Here is a 23,578-nt window from a genome sequence, read left to right on the forward strand (position 1 = left end):
TTTATGAAGAAATTACTGTTTGCTGGTGCTTGCAGTTTCACAGCTATGTCTGCTTTTGCCGTGGACACAACAGAACAACGTATCTTATTATTAGAACAACAACTCAGTGCATTGAAAGCTGAATTACAGCAACAAAAACAAGCACAAACCCAACTACAACACAGCCAAATTGTGGTACAGCAAGACCTACAAGCACAACAGCAGAATCTAGAAGCACAGCAAAGTAGCAGCAAAAAACTACTTGATTTAGGTGATAATGTCGACGTGTATGGGGTATTACGCTTTGATGGTGCTGTAGATTTTAAAAGTGCTCCTGATGGCCGGGGTCGTACCATTAACCAAATCAATCGCGCACCTTTTAATGAACCTGACTCAACGCGCTCCGATTTTACCGCTGCTGCGACGCGAATTGGGGTCAACGTTAAAGATTTAGCCGGCAATCCAAATGTTAAAGCCAAAATCGAAGCTGACTTTTGGACCAATGGTGGCCGGGGCGATGGTAATTTTCGTATCCGCCATGCTTATTTAAATGCTTATAATTGGACCTTTGGTCAAACCACGTCATTAATGTCTAATATTGAAGTGGCAACCGACGCGGTGGATTATAGTTTGCTACTTGGTAATGCCGTGGTGCGTCATCCTCAAGTCCAATACGGCTGGAAACTTAATCCAGAAAATAGTGTCAATGTGGCCTTAGAATATATGGGCGGTGGTGACCGATCTTCAGCATTACCTGCATTAACAGCCAAATACAGCTATAAAAATGGGCCAGCACACATCATTGCCAATGGTTTTGTCAATGAGAAACAAGCCCAAAGTACCAGCGAGGATATTGAAGAAATCGGTTGGGGTGTAGGTTTAGGTGGACGCTATCGCTTTGACGCGCAGAACTCTATTCAAGCGCAGTATTATCATATGGTCGGTGACCAACGCATTGTATCCTTCTTAACGCAAGGAGCAACTTCAGATGGCCACGCCTGGGGCGGTGATTTCTCAGTCGATCCTATTCAAAAAGAATTACTGCTGAATCGTTTTGATAGCTTTACTTTAGGTTACTCGCACATTTTCAATCCTAAATGGCGTGCCAATATTGCGGCAAGCATGGTAAATTTTGATGATGATTCAGACTATGCCAAAGCCAATCCTGAAAGCAATAAACGCCTAAGCGATTACGTCATTAATGGCATTTATAGTCCATGGAAAAATGTCGATTTAGGCGCGGAATATCATCATGGACAACGTGAAAGTTTTGATGGTCGGGAAGCAGATGTCTCACGTATTAATATGACTGCTAAATATAGCTTCTAGGCATAATCTTATGTCTGAAGTAACGCCATCCAAACAAGTCATCTTTATGATGGCAGTAACCTGCGCTTTATGCGCAGGTTGTAACTATTTTAATCAACCACTAATTTATTCAATTGCTCAAGATTTAAATATTTTACCTGAGCAAGCAGGTTTTACCGTGGTGTTAAGTCAAATTGGCTATACCTTAGGGCTATGCTTATTTGTGCCTTTGGGTGATTTATTTGAGAAACGTGCCTATATTTGTGGCTTGATGTTACTCACTGCCCTATCATTAATGGGCCTAGCCGCCAGCCAGCAAATCAATACTTTATATGGCTTTACGCTGCTTGCCGCCTTTTGTTCAATTAGCACGCAAATTTTAATTCCCTTTGCAGCGAGTTTATTTAATCAGCAAAAAAGTGCCGAAGTGGTTGGCTTGCTCATGAGCGGAGTGCTCATTGGTATTTTATTTGCCCGTACCTTATCTGGCTTAATTTCCACGCTATGGTCTTGGCATATGGTGTATTGGCTCAGTGGCTGCTGTATTTTACTCTTTAGTCTTTTGATGTGGTTTCAACTGCCACAAAGTAAGAGCCCGCTTGATTTAAAACCCGTACAAATTTATCAATCTTTATGGTATTTAATTAAAACCGAACCAAGACTAATGCGTCGTAGTCTCATTGGTGCCTTATCTTTTGGCATGCTCAGCATTTTATTTACTACCATGAGCTTTATTTTGGCTGAAGCACCTTATCATTTTAATGATTTTGAAATTGGGTTAATGGGCATTATTGGTGTAGTTGGGATTTGGGCATCCCAATGGACAGGCAAAATGATTGCTCGCGCTCAGGAATCTTTTTTAGCCACTTGGGCAACACGCAGTTTATTTATCGCTTGGTTGCCTTTAGCCGCTGCACAGCACAGTTTAGTTTTATATATTCTAGGCCTAATTTTTGCCTATTTTGGGATTTCAGCACTCCATGTTTTAAATCAGAATTTGGTTTATCGCATTTCGATTTCAGCACGCTCACGGATTAATGCCATTTATATGACATGTTACTTTTCTGGTGCAGCTTTAATGTCATTTTTAAGCTTAAAACTATGGCAGCATTATGGTTGGTGGGCATGTGTGATTATGGGCAGTATCTTGGGAATTTTCATTTTATTCTTAAATGCCTATGACTTAAGGCGTAAGAATAATTTAATTCAGTTAAATTTAAATGAAACTCACTCTGATCATTGTCCTAAGAATTAAAGATTTAAGCTGTATCAAGCGCTATTAGGTGACCAATTTTAGATGAAAGTGCAATTTATGTTAGATATCATAGATGAAATTTTCACCACTTATTCTCATATCTGATGTGTACTTTTGCTTAATTGGCTAAGTTAAAATAATACTGCACTTCTATTCAATAGGTCGGTAATGAGAACCTTAGGTTTTGCGTTTTGCTTGCCGTTATATGGCAATCTGCAAAGCGCGTGGATAACAGATCCTTATGGTCGATAGCACTCTAATTTTTGCCGCGCTGGTTTTTATTGGCAGTCCCATGGAGTCTAGCAGTAACTGAGTTTTAGATGCTTAGACATGCTTTATGGGGAAAACTTGTCCTCGAATCACATGGTTATGTTACGCAGAGAAAGCCAATCTTGAGCAAGATTGGCTTTGTTTTAAGCGATTTTTTTAACTGGCATGTAATAACACCACACGCCCTGTTATTTTACCTTGTTGTAAATCCTCAAAAGCCTGATTAACTTCCGTAATTGCCCTGGTTTGAATCGGAATCATATTTAAATTACGTTCTCGTACTAACTCTAGCAAGGCACGTAATTCCTGCACCGTGCCCACGTAGCTGCCTTGGATCGTAATCGGTCGCATCGCAATGCTTGGAATAGGTAAGTGTATGTCTCCTCCCATTAAGCCACATACCACAATATGTGCTCCACGTGCGGCATTTTTTAAAGCAAAATCTAAGCTATTACTGCTGCCAACTAAATCTAAAATACAAGCTGCACCACCATCAGTAAGCGCCTGTAATTGCTGGCTGGCATCTGCAGCTTGACTATTGATTGTAGCAAGTGCACCCAGTTGCTGCGCAGTTTGTAATTTGGCATCATCAATATCCACTAAAATTGCCCCCTTAGCATCTTGGGCATTTAGCAAAGCGAGTGCCATTAAGCCTAATCCGCCTGCGCCAATAATTACTACAGGTTGTTGCTGAACTTGTGCGCCAAATTTATTTAAGGCGCTAAACGTGGTTAAACCCGCACAGGCCAAAGGGGCAGCTTGAGCTGGATCAAGACCTTTTAAATCAATCAAATAGCGTGGATGAGGCACTAAAATATATTCAGCGAAACCACCTGGTTTGACAATGCCCAATTGCTGGGGTTTTAAACATAAGTTTTCTTGCTCATTTTGGCAATAACGGCAGGTATTACACCCAATCCATGGATGTAACAAGGCCTGTGTCCCTATTTCAAGTGCAGTGACTTGCTCACCATAAGCCACTACTTCACCACTAATTTCATGGCTTAAGGTCAATGGCGGCTTCACTCCACGTTCAGCCAAGGATAATTTTTTACCTTGGCCCAAATCATAATACCCATCCCATAAATGTAAGTCAGTATGACATAACCCTGCAGCATGCACTTTTATGAGGACTTCGGTGCCTTTCGGCTCAGGCATGGGTAGATTAATTTCTTGTAATGGCGCACCATGTTCTTGTACACAATAACAGCGCATCTGATTCATCCTTGTTGTTATTAAAGTTATATATTAGGCACTTTGCTGAATAATACCGCGTGCCTTTAAGCTTTGTAATTCATCTTCAGTTAAAAACTCCACTAAGACCTGATCGGTGTCTTCACCTAAGCAAGGCGGTGCTTTTTTATACTCAACTGGCGTTTTAGACAGTTTAATCGGTGAACCGATTGACTCATAATCATCACGTAAATGATGCGGCATTTTCACCAGCATCTCACGCGCTTGTATTTGTGGTTCTTCGAGCGCCTCTGCTAAATTATTAATCATCCCCACAGGTACACCCACAGCATGAATCACATCAACCCAATAGTGGGCTTCATGTTGCATAAAATGTTGCTGTAAAAGCTGTGTTAGAACATCACGGTGTTCGACCCGACCTGAATTATGCTGAAAACGCGGATCTTGGGCCAATTGGTGTAAGCCAATACTTTGGCATAGCGCGTCAAATTGTCCATCATTCCCGCACGCAATAATAAATTCACCTGCACTCGCTTTAAAGACTTGATAGGGCACAATATTGGCATGTGCATTACCAAAACGTCCTGGAACTTTACCGGAGGTTAAATAATTCATGGCCAGCACGGAAAGAGATGCGACTTGGGTATCTAACAGCGCCATATCAATATGTTGCCCTTCGCCTGTGGTATGGCGAGATAATAAAGCGGCTTGAATTGCAATGGCTGCATATAAACCTGTGGTTAAATCGGCAAAGGCTAAACCGGCTTTCTGCGGCCCACCACCCGGTAAATCATCACGCTCACCAGTGACGCTCATCATGCCACCCATACCCTGAATAATAAAATCATAACCTGCTTGCTGGGCACGTGGGCCATTTTGTCCAAAGCCTGTAATTGAACAATAGACGAGACCAGGATTGACCTTGGCTAAACTCTGATAATCTAAGCCATATTTTTTTAAAGAACCCGCTTTATAGTTTTCAATCACTACATCCGCAGTTGCTACCATTTTTAAAATTAAGGCTTGACCTTCTGGGCTCGCTAAATCAATCGCCACAGAATGCTTATTACGATTGGCTGATAAATAGTAGGCTGATTCACGCGTATTCTGCCCTTGATTGTCTTTCAGCCAAGGTGGGCCCCAAATTCGGGTATCATCGCCTGCCTGTGGTCGTTCAACTTTAATCACTTCAGCACCTAAATCGGCTAAAATTTGACTGCACCAAGGTCCAGCTAAAATACGGCTTAAATCCAATACACGAAATCCAGTTAATGCGCCCATATTGTCTAATACTTCCTTTATTGTGGCGTTTTTATTTTTTATTTCACAGAGTGAAACTAAATTTTATAACATAATTTTGGATTGTGGTGAAAAAATATGCAAGGATAAAGATTAAATTGACTCTTTTATAACAATATGAATCAAATTATACAAACTCCGACACAACAACTGATTGATTTATTAGCCTTAAATCCACTCACTGAGCAACGTTTCCTGGGAAAAAGTTTAGCTCTATTTGGTAAACGCGTGTTTGGCGGACAAATTTTGGCGCAAGCTATTATGGCTGCTGCTAAAACGTGCGATCGTCCAGTGAACTCTTTACATGCTTATTTTATTCGCCCTGGAGATAGTGCTTTCCCAATCGAATACCAAGTCGAAATCTTACGCGATGGCCAAAAATTTTCTTTAAGACAAGTGCATGCCTATCAGCATCAGCAGCTGATTTTTACTGCCTTGATTTCCATGAGCATTGAATATGCAGATTTTGATTATCAAGCCACTGTACCTGCCTATCCCGAGCAGCCATCTCATATTCAGCAGCAATATGCACGACGTTTCCATTTACATATTGAACCGCATATTGCTACACAACCCTCTGAATATATTGAATATGGCAAAACCTATGAGCCCTTAAATTTGGAATATGATACCCCATGCTATCATCAAGCGATTCTCGCTTATTACTCTGACTACAGCTTATTAAATACTGCTTTAAGTCAGTTAGATTTAAATGAGCATGATACCAATATAATGAGTGCCAGCTTAGACCACAGTTTATATTTTCATCGTGATTTTCGAGTGGACCAATGGCTACTCTATCAATTGCATTGTCCAACTGCACAGGCTGGGCGCGGTTTAAATCAGGGCTATATTTGGCAAAATAATCAATTAGTGTGTAGTGCAGTACAAGAGAGCTTAATCCGTGTGCATAAATAAAATTGATGCAAATACAATGGATTAATTTAGCATAGTTAAATAAATATAGTATTTACAAAAAAATTCCGTTATAAAATCTAAAAAAACAAAACCGTATTTATAGAAAAACAACAGGGATGCTGCATGCAGAATCTATTTGATGTACAAGGAAAAGTGGCTCTAGTGACCGGTGGCAGCCGTGGTATTGGTTATATGATTGCCCAAGGTTTATTACAACAAGGCGCCAAAGTCTATATCGTGTCACGTAAGTTAGCTCAATGCCAACAAGCGGCTGAAACATTGCAAGCCTTTGGTGAGGTGTATGCTCTATCTGCTGATTTATCTGATGTTGAACAAATTGAGTCCTTTGTTCAACAGTTTAAACAGCATGAAAGCCACTTAGATCTTTTGGTAAATAATGCAGGCGCAACTTGGGGCGCACCTTTAGGTGAATACCCTGAACAGGGTTGGGATAAAGTAATGGACACCAATGTTAAATCGGTGTTTTTTTTAACTCAAGCCTTATTACCTTTATTAAAACAAGCTGCAACTGACCAGCAACCCGCTAAAATTATTAATATCGGTTCTATGGATGGCTTAACCGTACCGCGTTTTGACAGTTATGCCTATTCAAGCAGTAAAGCAGCTTTACATCATTTAACCCGACATTTAGCTGGCCATTTAGCTGGACAATCCATTCAAGTGAATGCTATTGCACCTGGGCCTTTTGCCACACAAATGATTCAATTTGTTTTAGAACACAATAAACAAGAACTTGAACAACGCATTCCACTACAACGCATTGGTCAAGCTGAAGATTTAATTGGAACTACCCTATTTTTAGCGTCCAAAGCCTCAAACTATATTACTGGCGCAGTGATCCCTTTAGATGGCGGATACTCAACCACGCGCTAAGGAGCTTATTATGAATCAAATGCTCAATTTAGAAGATTACCAACTATTGGTAGGTCAAACTTTACACTCACCGTGGCTCGCGTTAGACCAAGAACGAATTAATGCCTTTGCTGATGCCACTTTAGATCATCAATTTATTCATATTGATCCGGAAAAGGCCGTACAAACTCCTTTTCAAGGTACCATTGCTCATGGCTTACTGACTTTATCGCTGTTGCCTTATTTTAGTCAGCAGACTTTGCCTAAATTAAACGGCTTAAAAATGGGCATTAATTATGGCTATAATAAAATTCGCTTTTTATCGCCGGTCAAGTGTGGCAGTTCATTACGTGCACATATCTTGATTCAAAGTTTTACTCCACTCAATAATTCACAATATCAACTAATTACTCAAGTCACTATTGAAATTCAAGGACAAGAAAAACCTGCCTTAGTGGCCGAGTGGATTAATTTATTTATTGCTTAATTTTTATTTTACAAGGAAAGTAGGTATGCAAAATCAATTTCAAGATCAGGTGGCTATTGTCACAGGTGCAGCCAATGGCTTAGGTAAATCTTATGCATTAGCATTGGCTGAGCTGGGTGTTAAAGTGGTAGTCAATGATGTCGGCGGTTCACGCGATGGTTCAGGTCAAGATCAAAGTGCTGCGGCCAAAGTCGTTGAAGAGATTCAAGCCAACGGAGGAACAGCCCTACTTAGCTATGCTGACATTACCAATTATAATGCTGTCACTGAAATGGTCAATGACGTGCTAAAACACTTTGGGCGTATCGATATTTTGATTAATAATGCAGGTATTTTGCGTGATTCGACCTTTTCTAAAGCCAATTTAGATGATTTTTGGCAGGTCGTCGATGTGCATCTCAAAGGCAGTGTACATTGTACTAAAGCGGTTTGGGATGTGATGAAAGCACAAAACTATGGCCGTATTGTACTGACCTCCTCTGCCTCAGGCTTATATGGTAATTTTGGACAAACTAACTATGCTGTGGCCAAATCAGCGTTGTTAGGCTTGATGAATGTTTTAGATGCCGAAGGTAAAAAATATAACATTAAAGTCAACTTATTGGCGCCAAGCGCACATACGCGTATGACTGATGAATTGTTACCAGAAGCAGCAAAACCCTTGTTGACTGCCGATGCTATTACCCCTGCAACTTTATTTTTAGCTGGTCCAGACGCACCCTCTAAAACCATTTTAGCAGTGGGTGCAGGTGTATATGCTAGAAGCTATATTTTTGAAACAGAAGGTGTTTTCATTCCCAAAGAACAGCGTACACCAGAAATTATTGCTCAACATTTTGAGCAAATTTCTGCCTCTGAACAACGCCATTATTTAAATAGTGCCTCAGAACAAACTGTACGTTTTGTCGAAAAGGCTATGCAACACTAAGCAATTCAATCAGGTGGCTTAAATCATTTAAGCCGCCATTTTCGCTTGCGTGAGTGCTTGATGTGCCCAGACATTTAAGCCAAGCCCTGCAAAAATCACATAACAAATATAATGATGCACTTGCGCTGCGCTTTGCCCAAAACCTGTCATGATCCATTGCCGACAATAGGCAATTGCTCCCTCAATTAACATTTTAAAAATTTCTACAGGCAGTGAATGCGGTTTAAAATGCGCAGGCAAAGCATTAAACCAATATTCTAGACCCGCCACATAATGGCCTTTAATGACATTTAGCTCTGCTAAAATTTTATTTGTGGTATAAGGTGCCAGAGCAAAAAATGCGTTGGCATAAACAGCATTTTGTGGAATATGATGTACATAAGCCCAAATCGCATGCTCTAAACGGGCCTTATGATCTATACCTTTGGCATAAGCTTGATGCAACACTTTAATATGTGCGGAGCTAATACGTTCAAAACACTGTAAATAACAATCTTCTTTGTCTTTAAACAATTTATAAAACGTCGTCTTAGATACACCAGCACGGTCAATGATATCTTGGACAGAAGTCGCCGCGTAGCCTTTTTGGTCCAAATGATAAGCTGTCGCTTCAATTAAGCGTCCACGCTGTGACAACATGACCACTGCAGGCGGTAGGCTATTGCTACCACGTGGCAATACACGGCGTTCTACCTGATCTAGCGCTGGCATATGAGATTCGATGATGGGATCTAATTTTGGCATCTGCAGCTCGTTTTTATAGGCAAGTCTCATCTTGAAGTGTAGCGAATTTAACAGAAAATTGCATATCTTTTCCCACGCATTAATGCTTCTTCGCTTCCCGACCAATGACAAGTAAAAGCCATATGCTAAGACTTGTTTGTATAAATACATCTATGTTTATATAGATAAAGCACGTGATATGATCGGCGCGATTCTTACAACAACAATAACATCAGGAAGTATTTTTATGTCTAAGGAAAGTTATATTGATTCAAACACTACTACCGTAACACCCATACCTGAAGCCTCAAGTGGCAATCGAACTTGGAAAATCTTGTTTTTTTTGTTCTTAGCCAATATGTTGAATTTTTTTGACCGTACCATTCCCTCTATTATTATTGAACCTTTACGTTTCGAGTTTAAACTCAGTGATTTACAATTAGGTCTGGTCACTGCAGCATTTACTTTGGTTTATGCGGTTGCAGGCTTACCCTTTGGACGTTTAGCCGATAAAGGCTCACGTAAAAATATTATTGGTTGGGGGTTACTCATTTGGAGTGGTTTTACCGCCATGAATGCTATGGCGTGGAACTATATCTCATTTTTCTTGGTACGTATTGGCGTGGGGATTGGCGAAGCCAGTTATGCACCTGCCGCCAATTCTATGATTGCTGACTTGTTCCCCCCTGAGCGTCGTGCACGTGCAGTGGGCATTTTTATGCTTGGCTTACCTATTGGTTTATTACTGGCATTTTTTACTGTAGGTTCAATTGCAGAATACTTTAATAGTTGGCGAGCACCATTTTTACTGGCCGCTGTCCCTGGCATTATCTTGGCTATATTCTTCTTTCGTATGAAGGAACCACAGCGTCAACAACTACAAAATGCCACTGCTGCACCGGTACATACGGTGCATCAACCAGTACGCCAGTTACTCAAAATTAAAACCTTACGCTGGTTAATTTTATCCGGTGTGAGTATGAATTTTGCAGCCTATGCAGGTAACGCTTTTTTTGTGCCCATGTTTCAACGTTATTTTGGCTTAAGTTTAACCCAAGCCGCCGTGATTACTGGATGCGTGGTTGGGATCACTGGTTTAATTGGCTTAGTATTGGGTGGCATAATCGCCGACCGTGCACATCAACGTTTAGCAGGTGGTCGCTTATTATTTGGTGCGATAAGCCTGTTGTTCTCAGCAATTTTTATTGCCGTAGCCTTATACCTTGGCAATGACTCATTAACTGCTGTTGTGATTTTACTCAGTATTGGTTGGCTCGCGTCTTATAATTATTACACGACGGTTTATCCAGCAATTCAAGATGTGGTGCAACCAAATTTACGTGCGACAGCTGTAGCGGTATATTTTGCTTGTATGTATATTTTAGGTGGTGCTTTTGGACCGGTCGTAGTGGGAGCATTGTCTGATCATTTTTCTAATGCTGCTATGCTCGCTTCAGGTTCTACTGTGATGTTAGAGCAATTTAAAGCGGTAGGTTTACATCATGCTTTATATGTCATTCCTGTAGCGCTATTGATTACATCGATCTTCTTATACTTTGCAGCACGTCAATTTAAACAAGATTGTCCAGATTAAAGACACAAAAAACCCATGCAATGCATGGGTTTTTTTCACTTTACTTTCTAAAAAGAAAAATTAAAGTGGGCTAATCGCGTTAGCTTGAGAGCCTTTAGGACCAGCAACGATTTCAAATTGAACGCGTTGGCCTTCTTGCAATACTTTGAAGCCTTTTACTTGGATTTGGCTGTAGTGTGCAAACACGTCTTCGCCAGAATCTGCTGCAATAAAACCAAAACCTTTAGTTTCGTTAAACCATTTAACTGTGCCAGTTACTACGTTTGACATAGATTTTTCCTATACTTTAAAAACTTTGTATGGCTTGTGCCATAGTGCCTAAGACAATAAACTTTGCAACGAAAAAATCTGATAAAACGAAGGGAACAACGAAATGAAAAGATTTGCGATAACAACAGTATTATTATTTTAGTGACTCCAATTATACATGGCTTGAATAGATAAGCAAGCCTTTTGGTTAAAATATATCAATCGCTTCTCAAATGCGTTATAGCGATAGAAATACTGCACTATAACGCATCTTCAGAATCCAGCTATTAACTGGTTTGGCGATCAAGAGTAATCTTTGTTTGAGGGTCAGCTATATGTTGCTCATGTTGACCATCTACTGATACTTTTAGATTGACCAAATAAATAGCAATGGCGGCAATCACACCAGGAATGGCGATCAGTAAAAAGTTCATTTGGTGGGGTAGTTCAAAGGTCAGTAATGCACCTGTTAAGACTGGACCCACAATGGCACCAATACGTCCCACTCCAGAAGCCCATCCCATGCCTGTTGAACGCACATTAGCAGGATAAAACTGTGCGACAAAAGTATATAGTAAGATTTGCGAACCAATCGTGGCTGCACCAGCAAGCGCGATTAAGCTATAGAGCACCAGTTGTGGACTATTAAAGCCAAGTAAAATTAAGGCCAGCGCCCCCACAACGAATAAACTGGTGAGTACTTTTTTAATATGAAAGCGATCTGCTAACATCCCACCGCCAATCGCGCCAACCATGCCACCAATATTTAAAGCAAATAAAAAAATCATACTGGCGCCAAGTGAATAACCTGCTTGAATCATCAATTTTGGTAACCAGCTGCCCAGCGCATAAACCATCAATAAGCACATAAAAAATGCCAACCAGAACATAAAGGTGCTTAAACTGCGCCCCTGCTGGAATAAAGCTTTTAAAGGTGCTTGATCTGCGACATTCACTTCAGGTAATACAAATTGAGTTTGCGCAGTTAAACGCTGTTCAGGTGCGATTTTATGAACAATTTTCGCAACCTCATCATTTTGCTGTTTTTGCGTCAAAAACATTAATGATTCAGGTAAATATTTCCATAATATAGGCAAAAATAAACATGGAATACCAGCGATATAGAACATGATTTTCCAGCCATAGTCACCCACTAACCATGCCCCTAATAATGCTGAGCTCATACCACCAATGGCATAACCACTAAACATGAGTGCCACCAAAGTACTGCGAATACGTTTGGGCGCATATTCAGTCATCAAGGCGACGACATTAGGCATCACACCGCCAATACCCAGTCCAGCTAAAAAGCGCAGCACTGCAAATTGGGTCGGATTTTCGGCAAACGCCCCTAAAAAGGTAAAACCACTAAAAATGGCCACACAAATTAAAATAGTTTTCTTACGCCCCAAACGATCCGCTAAAGTGCCAAAGCCCATAGCACCAAACATCATACCAAATAGAGCACTACTGGCGAGTAAGCCTGCTTGAACGGTCGTTAGGCCCCATTCTTGCATCAATAAAGGTAGTGCCACTCCGTAAATGACCAGATCGTAACCATCAAAAATGATAATACTCAAACACCAAAGCAATACGCTCCAATGGAATGGGCGGAATTTTGCTTCATCCACCACACGCTGAATTTGAATCTGCTCAGCCATACTTCACCTCCTTATTGTGAAGAACAATCTGCTGTGCACAATGCGTGATTAAAACTCCTTTGTCCAAAACTGTTTAAGCATACATTTATACTTAAAAAGTGGTATTTTTCCACAATATCTCAATTTTCAATACTTTAAAAAGCAGAACGGTCGTATTGAATGGCCTCTAAATCATAGACTTGATAAATACAATCAAATAATGCGCGTAGATCGTCGGCTGCATCTAAATTACGAATCGCCATAAATACAGGACTGACTGCATCATGCTCATGAATCGGAATATAGTGAACATGCGCTAAGCGCACTGATTGGGCACTTTCAGGCACAATACATATTCCTTCAGCCGCAGCCACTAAACCCAAAGCCAATTGAATTTCACGAACCAACTTTAAACTTTTGGGTGTGAGGCTATGCTCTGCAAAGATTCCTTGAACTTGCGTGGCAAAGTTAGGCCCAGTGCTGTTTGGGTATAAAAATAAGTTTTCTTGTTCAATTTCAGCCAAACTAATTGCGTCTTGTTGAGCCAAAGGATGGCTTTGATGCACTGCTGCAACTAGAGGTTCTTCACGTAATAAAATGCGTTTCACATTCGGATCAGAAATACGTAGACGACCAAAACCAACATCAATTTGACCTTTTTTAAGCGCTTGAATCTGCTCAAAAGTCGACATTTCAATCAACTCAACTTTTAAACTAGGCTGTTGTTGACGAAATACATAAATAATTTTTGACAATAATCCATACAGTAATGACGCCACAAAGCCAATTTTAATACTACGTTCAACAATACCTATTCGTGTGGTCATAGATTTGACTTCTTCAGCGTTAGACAAAAGTTTAACGGCATGCTGATAAAAGAATTGCCCTGCTTCAGTCAACTGTAATGGACGTGTACCACGTTCGAATAACTGCACCCCAATTTCGGCTTCAAGCTGTTGTATTTGGCGGCTTAGCGGGGGTTGAGCGATGAATAAACGTTCTGCTGCTTTGGTAAAACTTTTGGTTTCCGCCACGGCGACAAAATAACGTAAATGTCGCAATTCCATGGGCTCACTCCTTAACTTCATATCTTAAAGGTATAAAAAAATGCTAATTTGATCTTCGACAGCAAAAATTTATTCTTTTAAGGTATATGCAAGAACAGCGAAACGCAAGTACAGCCCGGAAGAGATTATGTACACAGCAATAGAAACAATTTTGGTGGAAATTCCAACCATCCGCCCACACAAAATGGCGGTTGCAACGATGCAAACCCAAACCTTGGTGTTGGTGAAAATCAGTACGGCTGATGGCTTTGTGGGCTGGGGTGAGGCCACCACTATCGGTGGTTTAGGTTATGGTGATGAAAGCCCTGAAAGTGTCAAAACTAATATTGAAACCTACTTTGCCCCACTGTTAAAAACATTATCGGGCTTGAATATTGCACAAACATTACAAGTCTTAAAAAAGAATATCAATGGTAACCGTTTTGCCAAGTGTGCCATTCAAACTGCGTTACTCGATATTCAAGCACAGCGTTTAGGCGTGCCTGTATCTGAATTACTCGGTGGCCGTTTACGTGATAGCGTGCCTGTCCTTTGGGTACTTGCATCTGGCGATACAGAGAAAGATATTGCTGAAGCAAAACGCATGGTGGCAGCAAAACGCCATAATATTTTCAAACTTAAAATTGGTTCACGTGCAGTAGAAGCGGATGTTGAACATGTGCTGGCCATTAAACAAGCTTTGGGTAAAGACGTATCGATTCGTGTCGATGTCAACCGTGCTTGGACTGAATTAGAAGCCATTAAAGGCATTCAATTACTCCAAGATGGTGGTGTTGATTTAATTGAGCAGCCATGTGCGATTGATAATATTGATGCGATGCAACGTTTAACTCAACGATTTGATGTTGCCATCATGGCGGACGAATCGCTTATGGGTCCAAGTACTGCATATCGCTTAGCTAAACGTCATGCAGCATCTGTATTTGCAGTTAAAGTTGCGCAATCAGGGGGCTTAATCGAAGGTTGCGAAGTAGGCACCATCGCTCGTCTAGCCGGCATTGACCTCTATGGCGGCACTATGCTCGAAGGTCCTGTGGGAACTATTGCTTCAGCGCATGTGTTCTCTACTTTTGAAAAATTAGCGTATGGCACTGAACTTTTTGGCCCATTGCTACTGACCGAAGACATTTTAACAACGCCGCTGCAATACCAAGATTTCGAATTACATTTGCCAAAAACGGCAGGTTTAGGTCTAGAACTGGATCTAAACAAAATTGACAACTTACGTCGTCAATAAACCCAGAATTAAAGAAGGAGTGAAACATGCTGTTTCAGGTACGAATGGATGTCAATATCCCACGTGATATGCCGGTTGAACAAGCCAATGAAATTAAAGCTGTAGAAAAAGCCTATTCGCAAGAGTTACAGCAGCAAGGGAAATGGCGTCATATTTGGCGTATTACCGGTCAATATTCCAACATCAGTATTTTTGATGTCGAAAGTAACGAAGAGCTGCATACGATTTTACAAGGTTTACCGTTGTATCCGTATATGCACATTGAAGTGATGGCACTCAATCGTCATCCCTCTTCAATTCGTGAAGACGATCGTTAATTTAAGCCACATCAATTAGTTTAAATTTTCAGCATGGATGCAGTTTTTTTGCTGCATCTTGACCCCCTTATTGTCCAAAAAAGGAAATCGGCCAGCCATCTCGCCAGCCCAAGTTAAATTGCGATGAATGTGCTTGCCATACATATTTACAGGAGTAAATGTATGAATCGCCAAGAAATTGATGCTTTAGTTAAGCAAATGAACGTTGACACTGCAACAGGTCCAGTGGATGCACGTGTACAACAAATTGTGGTGCGTTTACTTGGAGATTTGTTCCAAGCGATTGAAGACTTAGACATCAGCCAAACGGAACTTTGGAAAGGTCTTGAGTATTTTACTGATGCAGGTCAAGCCAACGAACTTGGTCTTTTAGCTGCTGGTTTAGGTTTAGAGCACTATCTTGATTTACGTGCTGACGAAGCTGATGCGAAAGCAGGCATCACTGGTGGTACGCCACGTACCATTGAAGGCCCATTGTATGTTGCTGGTGCACCAGAATCTGTCGGTTTTGCCCGTATGGATGATGGTTCTGAAGAAGGCAAAATTCCGACTTTAATTATTGAAGGTATTGTTAAAGATACTCAAGGTAACATCATTGAGGGTGCTAAAGTTGAAGTTTGGCATGCCAACAGCTTAGGTAACTACTCGTTCTTCGATAAGTCACAATCTGACTTCAACTTACGTCGTTCGATCTTAACTGATGCACAAGGTCAATACACTGCTTTAACAACTATGCCTGTAGGTTATGGTTGCCCTCCACAAGGTACCACTCAGCTTGTATTAGACAAACTTGGTCGTCACGGTAACCGCCCTTCACACGTGCATTACTTCGTTACTGCACCGGGTTACCGTAAGTTAACCACTCAGTTTAACATCGAAGGTGATGAATACCTTTGGGATGACTTTGCATTCGCAACACGTGATGGCTTGGTAGCGACTGCCGTAGACGTAACTGATGAAGCTGAAATCGCTCGTCGTGGCCTGAAAGGTGCGTTCAAACACATTCAATTTGACATTGAATTAGTCAAAGATGTTGAAGGTGCACCTTCAACTGAAGTTGAACGCCGCCGCGCATCAGCATAAATCATTCAGTCGGAATCGGGATAATCCATCCATTATCCCGATGACTTCCCCTCAATTTGGAAAGTCGGAGAACGTCCATGCCACGTATTCCTGTAATTAATACCAGCCATCTAGATCGTCTTGATGAGTTACTTGTAGACAACTTTGAGACAGGTGAGTTTAAACTTCATCGTTCAGTTTTCACTGATCAAGCCCTTTTTGATTTAGAGATGAAATACATCTTTGAAGGCAACTGGGTTTACTTGGCGCACGAAAGCCAAATTCCAAATAATAACGATTACTACACAACATATATTGGTCGTCAGCCGATCGTTATTGCACGTAACCGCCAAGGCGAGTTAAATGCGATGATCAATGCATGTTCACACCGTGGTGCACAGCTTTGCCGTAACAAACGTGGTAACAAAGCAACCTATACTTGCCCATTCCATGGTTGGACATTTAACAACTCAGGTAAACTTTTAAAAGTTAAAGATCCAGCAGATGCAGGTTATTCTGATTGCTTTAACAAAGAAGGTTCACACGACCTGAAAAAAGTTGCACGTTTTGAAAACTATAAAGGTTTCTTATTCGGTAGCTTAAACCCAGACGTATTACCATTAGAAGAATTCTTAGGTGAAACGACTAAAATTATCGACATGATCGTAGGTCAGTCTGATCAAGGTTTAGAAGTCTTACGTGGTGCTTCAACGTATACCTACGAAGGCAACTGGAAACTGACGGCTGAAAACGGCGCAGACGGTTACCACGTATCAGCAGTTCACTGGAACTACGCTGCAACGACTCAGCAACGTAAAGAGAAAGAAGCGGGTGACAACATCCGTGCCATGAGCGCTGGTTCTTGGGGTAAACAAGGCGGTGGTTCTTACGGTTTTGAAAACGGTCACATGTTACTTTGGACACAGTGGGCAAACCCTGAAGACCGTCCTAACTTCCCGAAAGCAGAAGAATATGCTGAAAAATTCAGCCCTGCAATGTCGAAGTGGATGATCGAGCGTTCACGTAACCTTTGCTTGTATCCAAACGTTTACTTGATGGATCAGTTCGGTTCACAAATCCGTGTCCTTCGCCCGATCTCTGTCGATAAAACAGAAGTGACCATCTACTGTATCGCACCTGTAGGTGAAGAGCCAGAAGCACGTACACGCCGTATTCGTCAATATGAAGACTTCTTCAACGCTTCAGGTATGGCAACTCCGGATGACTTAGAAGAATTCCGCGCATGTCAAGCAGGCTATGCAGGTATCGAGCTTGAATGGAACGATATGTGCCGTGGTTCTAAGCATTGGATCAATGGTCCAGATGATGCTGCAAATGAAATCGGTCTTAAACCAAAACTTTCAGGCATTAAAACTGAAGATGAAGGTTTATACCTTGCACAACATCAACATTGGTTAGAAGAAATGAAACGTGCGATTAAAGCAGAGCAAGCTTTAGCTGAACAAGGAGATCACGCATGAGCAACGCGAATCTTGAAGCAACTTTAGAATCAGTGAGCCAGTTCTTATTTAAAGAAGCGCGCCTACTTGATGATGAGCAATGGGATGAGTGGTTAGCGTGCTATGCACCTACAGCCTCTTTCTGGATGCCATCTTGGGATGACTACAATACTTTAACTGAAGATCCACAATCTGAGATCTCGTTAATTTATTATCCAGATCGTCAAGGCTTAGAAGACCGCGTGTTCCGTATTAAAACAGAACGTTCTTCTGCAACCATGCCTGATACACGTACAAGCCACAATGTAAACAACATTGAGATTCTTGAGCGTCATGAAGACAAGGTTATTGTACGTTTTAACTGGAACACTTTAAGTTACCGCTACCAAAAATCGTACAGCTACTTTGGTATGTCACGTTACGAAATCGATTTATCAGGTGATCAACCACAAATTTTAAATAAATATGTGGTACTTAAAAATGATTACATCAACCAAGTGATTGATGTTTATCACCTCTAATAAGTTCTTTTAAGTGCTTTTATTTTTACAAGCACTGCCTTTAGCTAAAAGGATTTTTAGCTAAAGGTTTCTCTCTCTGTTCCCCAGATTTTTTTATAGGATTTTCAGCCATGTCAAACCACAACATTGCTCTTCAATTTGAAGATGGCGTGACACGCTTCATTTCAGTTGCTCAAGGTGAATCTTTATCTGACGCCGCTTATCGTCAAAAGATTAATATTCCACTAGATTGCCGTGACGGCGCATGTGGTACTTGCCGTGCATTTTGTGAATCGGGTACATATGACATGCCTGAAGAAACTTATATTGAAGATGCACTGACGCCAGAAGAAGCTGAGCAAGGCTATATCCTAGCCTGCCAATGCCGCCCTACTTCTGATGCGGTATTCCAAATTCAAGCATCTTCTGATGTCTGCAAAACAGAAATTCATACTTACCAAGGTACTTTGGCAAGTGTAGAAAACTTATCAGAATCTACTATTACCTTTGATATCCAATTAGACGAAGGTCAACCAGACATCAACTTCCTTGCGGGTCAATATGTCAACGTAGGTATTCCAGGCACGCAAGAAACACGTTCATACTCTTTCAGCTCTAAACCAGGTAACCGTTTAACCAGTTTCGTTGTTCGTAACGTACCTAACGGTAAAATGAGTAGCTTCTTAAGCGAAACAGCGAAAGTTGGCGACAAAATGACATTTACGGGTCCATTTGGTAGCTTCTACTTACGTAATGTTGCACGTCCTGTTGTAATGCTTGCGGGTGGTACAGGTATTGCCCCATTTATGTCGATGCTTCAAGTATTAGAAGAAAAAGGTTCTGAGCATCCAGTACGCCTTGTATTTGGTGTGACCAATGACTTCGACTTAGTTGCACTTGAAGAACTGAACAAATTACAAGAGAAACTTTCTTGGTTCGAATATCGCACAGTGGTTGCAAGCCCTGAATCTGCGCATGAGCGTAAAGGTTATGTCACAGGTCATATCGAAACAGAATGGTTAAATGGCGGTGACGTAGACGTTTACCTGTGTGGTCCTGTACCTATGGTCGATGCGGTTCGTGGTTGGTTAGATGCAGAAGGTGTTAAACCGGCGAGCTTCTTATTCGAAAAATTCTCAGCAAACTAATTGAGAGCGATTCAAATGTCTGATCGTCAAAGATTTTTAAATAAAGTTGTGATCGTCACGGGTGCCGCGCAAGGCATTGGTCGCGGGGTTGCCTTACAAGTTGCCAGCGAAGGCGGACACGTTGTCATGGCTGACTTTTCTGACTATGTCGATGATGTGCTTGCAGAAATCACCAATGCAGGCGGTCAAGCGATTGTGGTTAAAGCCAACCTAGAGACTTTCTCAGGTGCACAATCCGTTGTTGCCAAAGCAGTTGAAAGCTACGGTCGTGTTGATGCCCTCATCAACAACGTCGGGGGTGCAATTTGGATGAAACCTTTTCAAGAATTTTCTGAAGAAGAAATCATCAAAGAAGTCAATCGTTCATTGTTCCCAACCCTATGGTGCTGCCGTGCAGTACTTCCTGAAATGTTGAAAAACAAAAAAGGAACGATTGTAAACGTCTCTTCAATTGCAACACGTGGCATTAACCGTATCCCTTACTCTGCTGCCAAAGGCGGTGTAAATGGTTTAACAGCATCTTTAGCATTTGAACATGCCAAAGATGGCATCCGTGTCAATGCGGTTGCAACAGGTGGTACAGAAGCACCGCCGCGTAAAGTACCGCGTAATGCTGCGCCAATGTCTGAGCAAGACCAAGCGTGGATGCAACAAGTGGTCGATCAAACCATTGATCGTACCTTTATGGGTCGTTATGGCACGATTCAAGAACAAGTGAATGCAATTACATTCCTTGCTTCAGATGAATCATCTTATATCACAGGTACAGTGGTTCCTGTGGGTGGTGGTGATCAGGGTTAACCTGATCTCCCCCTCTCATTTGCAGGATCATTGACGCAAGGAGGCATCATCCAATGGCAACCCTGTTAAAAACATTACAAGAGGATTGGTCGATCTCAGCCACAGTTGCAGGATTTTTAGCTGTGCTGATTTCTTATGCCGGCCCGCTGATTATCTTTTTCCAAGCCGCACAGCAAGCTCAAGTCTCTCAAGAGATGATGATCTCTTGGATCTGGGCCATTTCCATCGGTGCTGCGTGTGCTGGGATTTTTTTATCACTTAAATATAAAGTCCCAATTGTGACAGCATGGTCAGCACCGGGTACTGCCTTACTGGTTACTTTATTCCCTGAATTGTCTTTAAATGAGGCCATTGCTGCCTATATTACCTCAGCTGTGGTGATTTTTCTGATTGGGATTTCTGGTTCCTTTGACAAACTTTTAAAGTGGATTCCACAAAATATTGCCGCTGCCATGATGGCGGGCATTTTATTTCAATTTGGCTTAAGTTTATTTAAAGCCAGCGACTCCATGCCATGGATTGTGTTTGGTATGTTGGCTGTTTTTTTGCTCGCCAAACGTTTGACTCCACGCTACACCATGTTATGGGTACTTTTATCCGGTGTCATCTTGGCGATGTCTTTTGGGCAAATTAATCCAGTGACTGTCGACTTTCAATTGGCGGTACCGCAGTGGATTCAACCTGAATGGAGCTGGTCATCGACCTTAAACTTTGCCCTGCCGCTGATTTTAGTCAGCTTGTCTGGTCAGTTTTTACCAGGCATGTCGATCATTAAACTCAGTGGGTATGACGTCCCAGCCAAACCCATTATTGCAACGACCAGTATCGCCTCCCTTGCTGTGGCATGTATGGGTGGAATTACCATCGTTTTAGCCTCTATTACCGCTGCTTTGTGTATGGGTAAAGACGCCCATGAACTCAAAGATAAACGTTATATCGCTGGCATCGCCAACGGTGTTTTTTACATTTTAGGGGGTTTATTTGCTGGCAGCATCGTGATGCTGTTTAGCCTACTCCCTAAAGAGTTGATTGCAGCACTGGCTGGACTGGCTTTACTGGGTGCGATTGCCAGCAATATTTCTGTAGCCATGCAACATGAAAATCAACGCGATGCTGCACTATTAACCTTTTTAGCCACTGCTTCTGGGATGCAATTTTTGGGTCTCAGTTCAGTATTCTGGGGCATTTGTATTGGCATGTTGGCGCACCTGATCTTAACACCGCGCGCCGTGCCAGTCACAAAGGCACCGTCCTCTTCTAAACCTCATTCATCTAAGGAAACGACATGATTGATAAAAGTTCAACGTCAATGCAAGCCGCACTGGCACAAATTAAAGATGGTGCCACCATCATGATCGGTGGCTTTGGGACAGCAGGACAACCTGCCGAACTGATTGATGGTTTAATTGAGCTGGGTGTTAAAGACTTGGTGATTGTTAATAACAATGCTGGAAATGGTGATTACGGTTTAGCAAAGCTGCTCCAAGCAGGCGCTGTGCGTAAAATTATTTGTTCTTTCCCGCGTCAGTCAGATTCTTATGTGTTTGATGAGCTATACCGTGCCGGAAAAATCGAGTTAGAACTTGTCCCACAAGGTAACTTGGCTTGCCGTATTCAAGCAGCAGGTATGGGTTTAGGTCCAATCTATACCCCGACAGGTTTTGGTACTTTGCTTGCTGAAGGCAAACCAACCCTCAACTATGAAGGCAAAGATTACGTTTTAGAAAACCCAATCAAAGCAGACTTTGCTTTAATTAAAGCGCACAAGGGCGACCGTTGGGGTAACTTGGTGTACCGTAAATCTGCACGTAACTTTGGTCCAATTATGGCACAAGCAGCAGCAGTAACAATTGCACAAGTATCAGAAGTGGTTGAATTAGGTGCGTTAGACCCTGAACACATCATCACTCCGGGTATTTTTGTACAACACGTTGTACAAGTTAAACCTGCACAGTAATTTGAGATTGGAGAAATAAAATGAGTTATCAAAAATTAACCCGTGATCAAATTGCTGAACGTGTTGCACAAGATATTCCTGATGGTGCTTATGTCAACCTTGGTATTGGCTTACCGACTAAGATTTCGAGCTATTTACCTTCTGACAAAGATGTATTTTTACATTCTGAAAATGGTTTATTGGCTTTTGGTCCACCCCCTGCAGAAGAAGACCGTGATCCTGAGTTAATTAACGCAGGTAAAGAATTTGTGACCTTGCTTGAGGGTGGCGCATATTTCCACCACGGTGATTCATTTGCCATGATGCGTGGCGGTCACTTAGACATCGCTGTCCTTGGTGCGTTCCAAGTAGCGGAAAATGGCGACCTTGCCAACTGGCATACAGGCGCACCTGATGCAATTCCTGCGGTTGGCGGTGCCATGGACTTAGCCGTTGGCGCGAAAAAGGTCTTTATTACCACGGATCACGTGACTAAAAAAGGCGAACCAAAAATCGTGGCTGAGCTATCTTATCCTGCAACAGGTTTGAAATGTGTAGACCGCATTTATACCGACCTTTGTGTGATTGATGTGACACCTGATGGCATGAAAGTCATTGAGAAAGTTGAAGGCTTATCTTTTGAAGAACTTCAATCTATGACTGGCGCAAAACTCATTGATGCGACTCAAGGCTAATTTATCAATCCTCCCTAAATTCCTCCTTCATTAAAGGAGGGACTTTCCACCCAATGAATTTAAGGATTGGGAACTCTTCCCTTTTTTAAAGGGAGGTCGGGAGGGATTCAAAGATTTAGGACATAAATAAATGAAAAATGCATATATCATCGATGCCATTCGTACGCCATTTGGTCGCTATGCAGGCGGTTTAGCGCCTGTCCGTGCTGATGACTTAGGTGCAGTGCCACTTCAAGCACTGATGCAACGTAACCCAAGCATCAATTGGGAAAAAGTTGACGATATTATTTACGGCTGTGCCAACCAAGCGGGTGAAGACAACCGTAACGTCGGTCGTATGTCTGCACTGCTTGCTGGTGTACCGTATCAAGTACCAGCAACAACAGTAAACCGTTTATGTGGTTCATCACTTGATGCCGTGGCGATGGCAGCCCGCGCCATTAAAGCGGGTGAAGCAGACCTGATTGTTGCAGGTGGGCTTGCTGGTGTACCGTATCAAGTACCAGCAACAACAGTAAACCGTTTATGTGGTTCATCACTTGATGCCGTGGCGATGGCAGCCCGCGCCATTAAAGCGGGTGAAGCAGACCTGATTGTTGCAGGTGGTGTGGAATCTATGTCACGCGCACCACTGGTAA

24 protein-coding genes are annotated in these 23,578 nt (G+C 41.9%); 18 read left to right on the plus strand and 6 right to left on the minus strand.

What is annotated here, in order from left to right; translation table 11 throughout:
- Positions 1-3 precede the first annotated feature (3 nt).
- Entirely contained in the window at positions 4-1,308 is a 1,305-nt protein-coding gene (locus AC5YCD_RS08440) for a DcaP family trimeric outer membrane transporter (RefSeq protein WP_496129611.1), read from the plus strand.
- A gap of 10 nt (positions 1,309-1,318) precedes the next feature.
- Positions 1,319-2,542 carry an MFS transporter gene (locus tag AC5YCD_RS08445; protein WP_496129612.1) on the plus strand — a complete coding sequence of 408 codons (1,224 nt, stop codon included), beginning with the start codon at positions 1,319-1,321 and terminating at the stop codon, positions 2,540-2,542.
- 426 nt (positions 2,543-2,968) lie between these two features.
- Here AC5YCD_RS08445 and AC5YCD_RS08450 read toward each other — a convergent pair whose 3' ends face one another.
- Positions 2,969-4,027: an alcohol dehydrogenase gene (locus tag AC5YCD_RS08450; RefSeq protein WP_496129613.1), complete on the minus strand. Its 1,059-nt coding sequence runs from the start codon at positions 4,025-4,027 to the stop codon at positions 2,969-2,971.
- Positions 4,028-4,060: 33 nt separating this feature from the next.
- Positions 4,061-5,287, minus strand: a complete 1,227-nt coding sequence (locus AC5YCD_RS08455; protein ID WP_496129614.1) for a CaiB/BaiF CoA transferase family protein — start codon at positions 5,285-5,287, stop codon at positions 4,061-4,063.
- 135 nt (positions 5,288-5,422) lie between these two features.
- Between AC5YCD_RS08455 and AC5YCD_RS08460 the strand changes: the two genes are divergently transcribed.
- The 4 genes from AC5YCD_RS08460 to AC5YCD_RS08475 all read left to right on the plus strand — a co-directional run bounded on the left by AC5YCD_RS08460 (position 5,423) and on the right by AC5YCD_RS08475 (position 8,511).
- A complete protein-coding gene (locus AC5YCD_RS08460; protein WP_496129615.1) occupies positions 5,423-6,223 on the plus strand; it encodes an acyl-CoA thioesterase in 801 nt (266 codons plus the stop codon).
- A 123-nt stretch (positions 6,224-6,346) separates the two neighbouring features.
- Entirely contained in the window at positions 6,347-7,117 is a 771-nt protein-coding gene (locus tag AC5YCD_RS08465) for an SDR family oxidoreductase (RefSeq protein ID WP_496129616.1), read from the plus strand.
- 10 nt (positions 7,118-7,127) lie between these two features.
- A complete protein-coding gene (locus AC5YCD_RS08470) occupies positions 7,128-7,583 on the plus strand; it encodes a MaoC family dehydratase (RefSeq protein ID WP_496129617.1) in 456 nt (151 codons plus the stop codon).
- A 25-nt stretch (positions 7,584-7,608) separates the two neighbouring features.
- Positions 7,609-8,511: an SDR family NAD(P)-dependent oxidoreductase gene (locus AC5YCD_RS08475; RefSeq protein WP_496129618.1), complete on the plus strand. Its 903-nt coding sequence runs from the start codon at positions 7,609-7,611 to the stop codon at positions 8,509-8,511.
- Positions 8,512-8,538: 27 nt separating this feature from the next.
- Here AC5YCD_RS08475 and AC5YCD_RS08480 read toward each other — a convergent pair whose 3' ends face one another.
- A complete protein-coding gene (locus tag AC5YCD_RS08480; RefSeq protein WP_496129619.1) occupies positions 8,539-9,255 on the minus strand; it encodes a TetR/AcrR family transcriptional regulator in 717 nt (238 codons plus the stop codon).
- 226 nt (positions 9,256-9,481) lie between these two features.
- On the opposite strand from AC5YCD_RS08480, the gene AC5YCD_RS08485 reads away from it, so the two are divergent.
- Positions 9,482-10,828 (plus strand): spinster family MFS transporter, encoded by a 1,347-nt coding sequence (locus AC5YCD_RS08485; protein WP_496129620.1) that lies wholly within the window; start codon positions 9,482-9,484, stop codon positions 10,826-10,828.
- Positions 10,829-10,888: 60 nt separating this feature from the next.
- On the opposite strand, the gene AC5YCD_RS08490 is transcribed toward AC5YCD_RS08485, so the two are convergent.
- The 3 genes from AC5YCD_RS08490 to AC5YCD_RS08500 all read right to left on the minus strand — a co-directional run bounded on the left by AC5YCD_RS08490 (position 10,889) and on the right by AC5YCD_RS08500 (position 13,784).
- Positions 10,889-11,098 (minus strand): cold-shock protein, encoded by a 210-nt coding sequence (locus AC5YCD_RS08490; protein WP_122901178.1) that lies wholly within the window; start codon positions 11,096-11,098, stop codon positions 10,889-10,891.
- Positions 11,099-11,364: 266 nt separating this feature from the next.
- Positions 11,365-12,738: an MFS transporter gene (locus AC5YCD_RS08495; protein WP_496129621.1), complete on the minus strand. Its 1,374-nt coding sequence runs from the start codon at positions 12,736-12,738 to the stop codon at positions 11,365-11,367.
- Between the two features lie 134 nt (positions 12,739-12,872).
- On the minus strand, positions 12,873-13,784 hold the full coding sequence (locus tag AC5YCD_RS08500; RefSeq protein WP_496129622.1) for a LysR substrate-binding domain-containing protein: 912 nt from the start codon (positions 13,782-13,784) through the stop codon (positions 12,873-12,875).
- Between the two features lie 127 nt (positions 13,785-13,911).
- On the opposite strand from AC5YCD_RS08500, the gene AC5YCD_RS08505 reads away from it, so the two are divergent.
- From AC5YCD_RS08505 to AC5YCD_RS08555, 11 genes are all read left to right on the plus strand, one after another.
- Complete coding sequence (locus AC5YCD_RS08505; RefSeq protein WP_496129623.1) at positions 13,912-15,021, plus strand: muconate/chloromuconate family cycloisomerase; 1,110 nt, start codon at positions 13,912-13,914, stop codon at positions 15,019-15,021.
- Between the two features lie 26 nt (positions 15,022-15,047).
- On the plus strand, positions 15,048-15,338 hold the full coding sequence (gene catC / locus AC5YCD_RS08510) for a muconolactone Delta-isomerase (protein WP_496129624.1): 291 nt from the start codon (positions 15,048-15,050) through the stop codon (positions 15,336-15,338).
- Positions 15,339-15,500: 162 nt separating this feature from the next.
- Positions 15,501-16,421, plus strand: coding sequence for a catechol 1,2-dioxygenase (gene catA, locus AC5YCD_RS08515; protein ID WP_496129625.1), 921 nt, complete (start codon positions 15,501-15,503; stop codon positions 16,419-16,421).
- Between the two features lie 77 nt (positions 16,422-16,498).
- Entirely contained in the window at positions 16,499-17,881 is a 1,383-nt protein-coding gene (benA, locus tag AC5YCD_RS08520) for a benzoate 1,2-dioxygenase large subunit (protein WP_496129626.1), read from the plus strand.
- Positions 17,878-18,381, plus strand: a complete 504-nt coding sequence (benB, locus tag AC5YCD_RS08525; RefSeq protein ID WP_496129627.1) for a benzoate 1,2-dioxygenase small subunit — start codon at positions 17,878-17,880, stop codon at positions 18,379-18,381. Before benA ends, benB begins: the two co-directional genes overlap by 4 nt.
- 110 nt (positions 18,382-18,491) lie before the next feature.
- On the plus strand, positions 18,492-19,508 hold the full coding sequence (gene benC, locus AC5YCD_RS08530) for a benzoate 1,2-dioxygenase electron transfer component BenC (RefSeq protein WP_496129628.1): 1,017 nt from the start codon (positions 18,492-18,494) through the stop codon (positions 19,506-19,508).
- A gap of 15 nt (positions 19,509-19,523) precedes the next feature.
- On the plus strand, positions 19,524-20,309 hold the full coding sequence (gene benD, locus AC5YCD_RS08535) for a benzoate diol dehydrogenase BenD (protein ID WP_496129629.1): 786 nt from the start codon (positions 19,524-19,526) through the stop codon (positions 20,307-20,309).
- Between the two features lie 53 nt (positions 20,310-20,362).
- Positions 20,363-21,598 carry a benzoate/H(+) symporter BenE gene (benE, locus tag AC5YCD_RS08540; RefSeq protein WP_496129630.1) on the plus strand — a complete coding sequence of 412 codons (1,236 nt, stop codon included), beginning with the start codon at positions 20,363-20,365 and terminating at the stop codon, positions 21,596-21,598.
- A complete protein-coding gene (locus AC5YCD_RS08545) occupies positions 21,595-22,266 on the plus strand; it encodes a 3-oxoacid CoA-transferase subunit A (protein WP_496129631.1) in 672 nt (223 codons plus the stop codon). Before benE ends, AC5YCD_RS08545 begins: the two co-directional genes overlap by 4 nt.
- 20 nt (positions 22,267-22,286) lie before the next feature.
- A complete protein-coding gene (locus AC5YCD_RS08550) occupies positions 22,287-22,940 on the plus strand; it encodes a 3-oxoacid CoA-transferase subunit B (protein WP_496129632.1) in 654 nt (217 codons plus the stop codon).
- A 130-nt stretch (positions 22,941-23,070) separates the two neighbouring features.
- Positions 23,071-23,578, plus strand: a 508-nt coding sequence (locus tag AC5YCD_RS08555) for a thiolase family protein (RefSeq protein ID WP_496129633.1), incomplete at its 3' end; no start/stop codon positions are given.

The sequence above is a fragment of the Acinetobacter sp. CY05 genome, assembly GCF_059515805.1.

Bases quoted from the DNA above. Each gene is read 5' to 3' on its own strand.
- AC5YCD_RS08485 (WP_496129620.1), top strand. From the start codon at position 9,482: ATGTCTAAGGAAAGTTATATTGATTCAAACACTACTACCGTAACACCC.
- AC5YCD_RS08500 (WP_496129622.1), bottom strand. From the start codon at position 13,784: ATGGAATTGCGACATTTACGTTATTTTGTCGCCGTGGCGGAAACCAAA.
- benE (WP_496129630.1), top strand. From the start codon at position 20,363: ATGGCAACCCTGTTAAAAACATTACAAGAGGATTGGTCGATCTCAGCC.
- AC5YCD_RS08470 (WP_496129617.1), top strand. From the start codon at position 7,128: ATGAATCAAATGCTCAATTTAGAAGATTACCAACTATTGGTAGGTCAA.
- catC (WP_496129624.1), top strand. From the start codon at position 15,048: ATGCTGTTTCAGGTACGAATGGATGTCAATATCCCACGTGATATGCCG.
- benC (WP_496129628.1), top strand. From the start codon at position 18,492: ATGTCAAACCACAACATTGCTCTTCAATTTGAAGATGGCGTGACACGC.
- benB (WP_496129627.1), top strand. From the start codon at position 17,878: ATGAGCAACGCGAATCTTGAAGCAACTTTAGAATCAGTGAGCCAGTTC.
- AC5YCD_RS08475 (WP_496129618.1), top strand. From the start codon at position 7,609: ATGCAAAATCAATTTCAAGATCAGGTGGCTATTGTCACAGGTGCAGCC.
- benA (WP_496129626.1), top strand. From the start codon at position 16,499: ATGCCACGTATTCCTGTAATTAATACCAGCCATCTAGATCGTCTTGAT.
- AC5YCD_RS08550 (WP_496129632.1), top strand. From the start codon at position 22,287: ATGAGTTATCAAAAATTAACCCGTGATCAAATTGCTGAACGTGTTGCA.
- AC5YCD_RS08505 (WP_496129623.1), top strand. From the start codon at position 13,912: ATGTACACAGCAATAGAAACAATTTTGGTGGAAATTCCAACCATCCGC.
- AC5YCD_RS08545 (WP_496129631.1), top strand. From the start codon at position 21,595: ATGATTGATAAAAGTTCAACGTCAATGCAAGCCGCACTGGCACAAATT.
- benD (WP_496129629.1), top strand. From the start codon at position 19,524: ATGTCTGATCGTCAAAGATTTTTAAATAAAGTTGTGATCGTCACGGGT.
- catA (WP_496129625.1), top strand. From the start codon at position 15,501: ATGAATCGCCAAGAAATTGATGCTTTAGTTAAGCAAATGAACGTTGAC.
- AC5YCD_RS08440 (WP_496129611.1), top strand. From the start codon at position 4: ATGAAGAAATTACTGTTTGCTGGTGCTTGCAGTTTCACAGCTATGTCT.
- AC5YCD_RS08450 (WP_496129613.1), bottom strand. From the start codon at position 4,027: ATGCGCTGTTATTGTGTACAAGAACATGGTGCGCCATTACAAGAAATT.
- AC5YCD_RS08455 (WP_496129614.1), bottom strand. From the start codon at position 5,287: ATGGGCGCATTAACTGGATTTCGTGTATTGGATTTAAGCCGTATTTTA.
- AC5YCD_RS08460 (WP_496129615.1), top strand. From the start codon at position 5,423: ATGAATCAAATTATACAAACTCCGACACAACAACTGATTGATTTATTA.
- AC5YCD_RS08480 (WP_496129619.1), bottom strand. From the start codon at position 9,255: ATGCCAAAATTAGATCCCATCATCGAATCTCATATGCCAGCGCTAGAT.
- AC5YCD_RS08445 (WP_496129612.1), top strand. From the start codon at position 1,319: ATGTCTGAAGTAACGCCATCCAAACAAGTCATCTTTATGATGGCAGTA.
- AC5YCD_RS08490 (WP_122901178.1), bottom strand. From the start codon at position 11,098: ATGTCAAACGTAGTAACTGGCACAGTTAAATGGTTTAACGAAACTAAA.
- AC5YCD_RS08465 (WP_496129616.1), top strand. From the start codon at position 6,347: ATGCAGAATCTATTTGATGTACAAGGAAAAGTGGCTCTAGTGACCGGT.
- AC5YCD_RS08495 (WP_496129621.1), bottom strand. From the start codon at position 12,738: ATGGCTGAGCAGATTCAAATTCAGCGTGTGGTGGATGAAGCAAAATTC.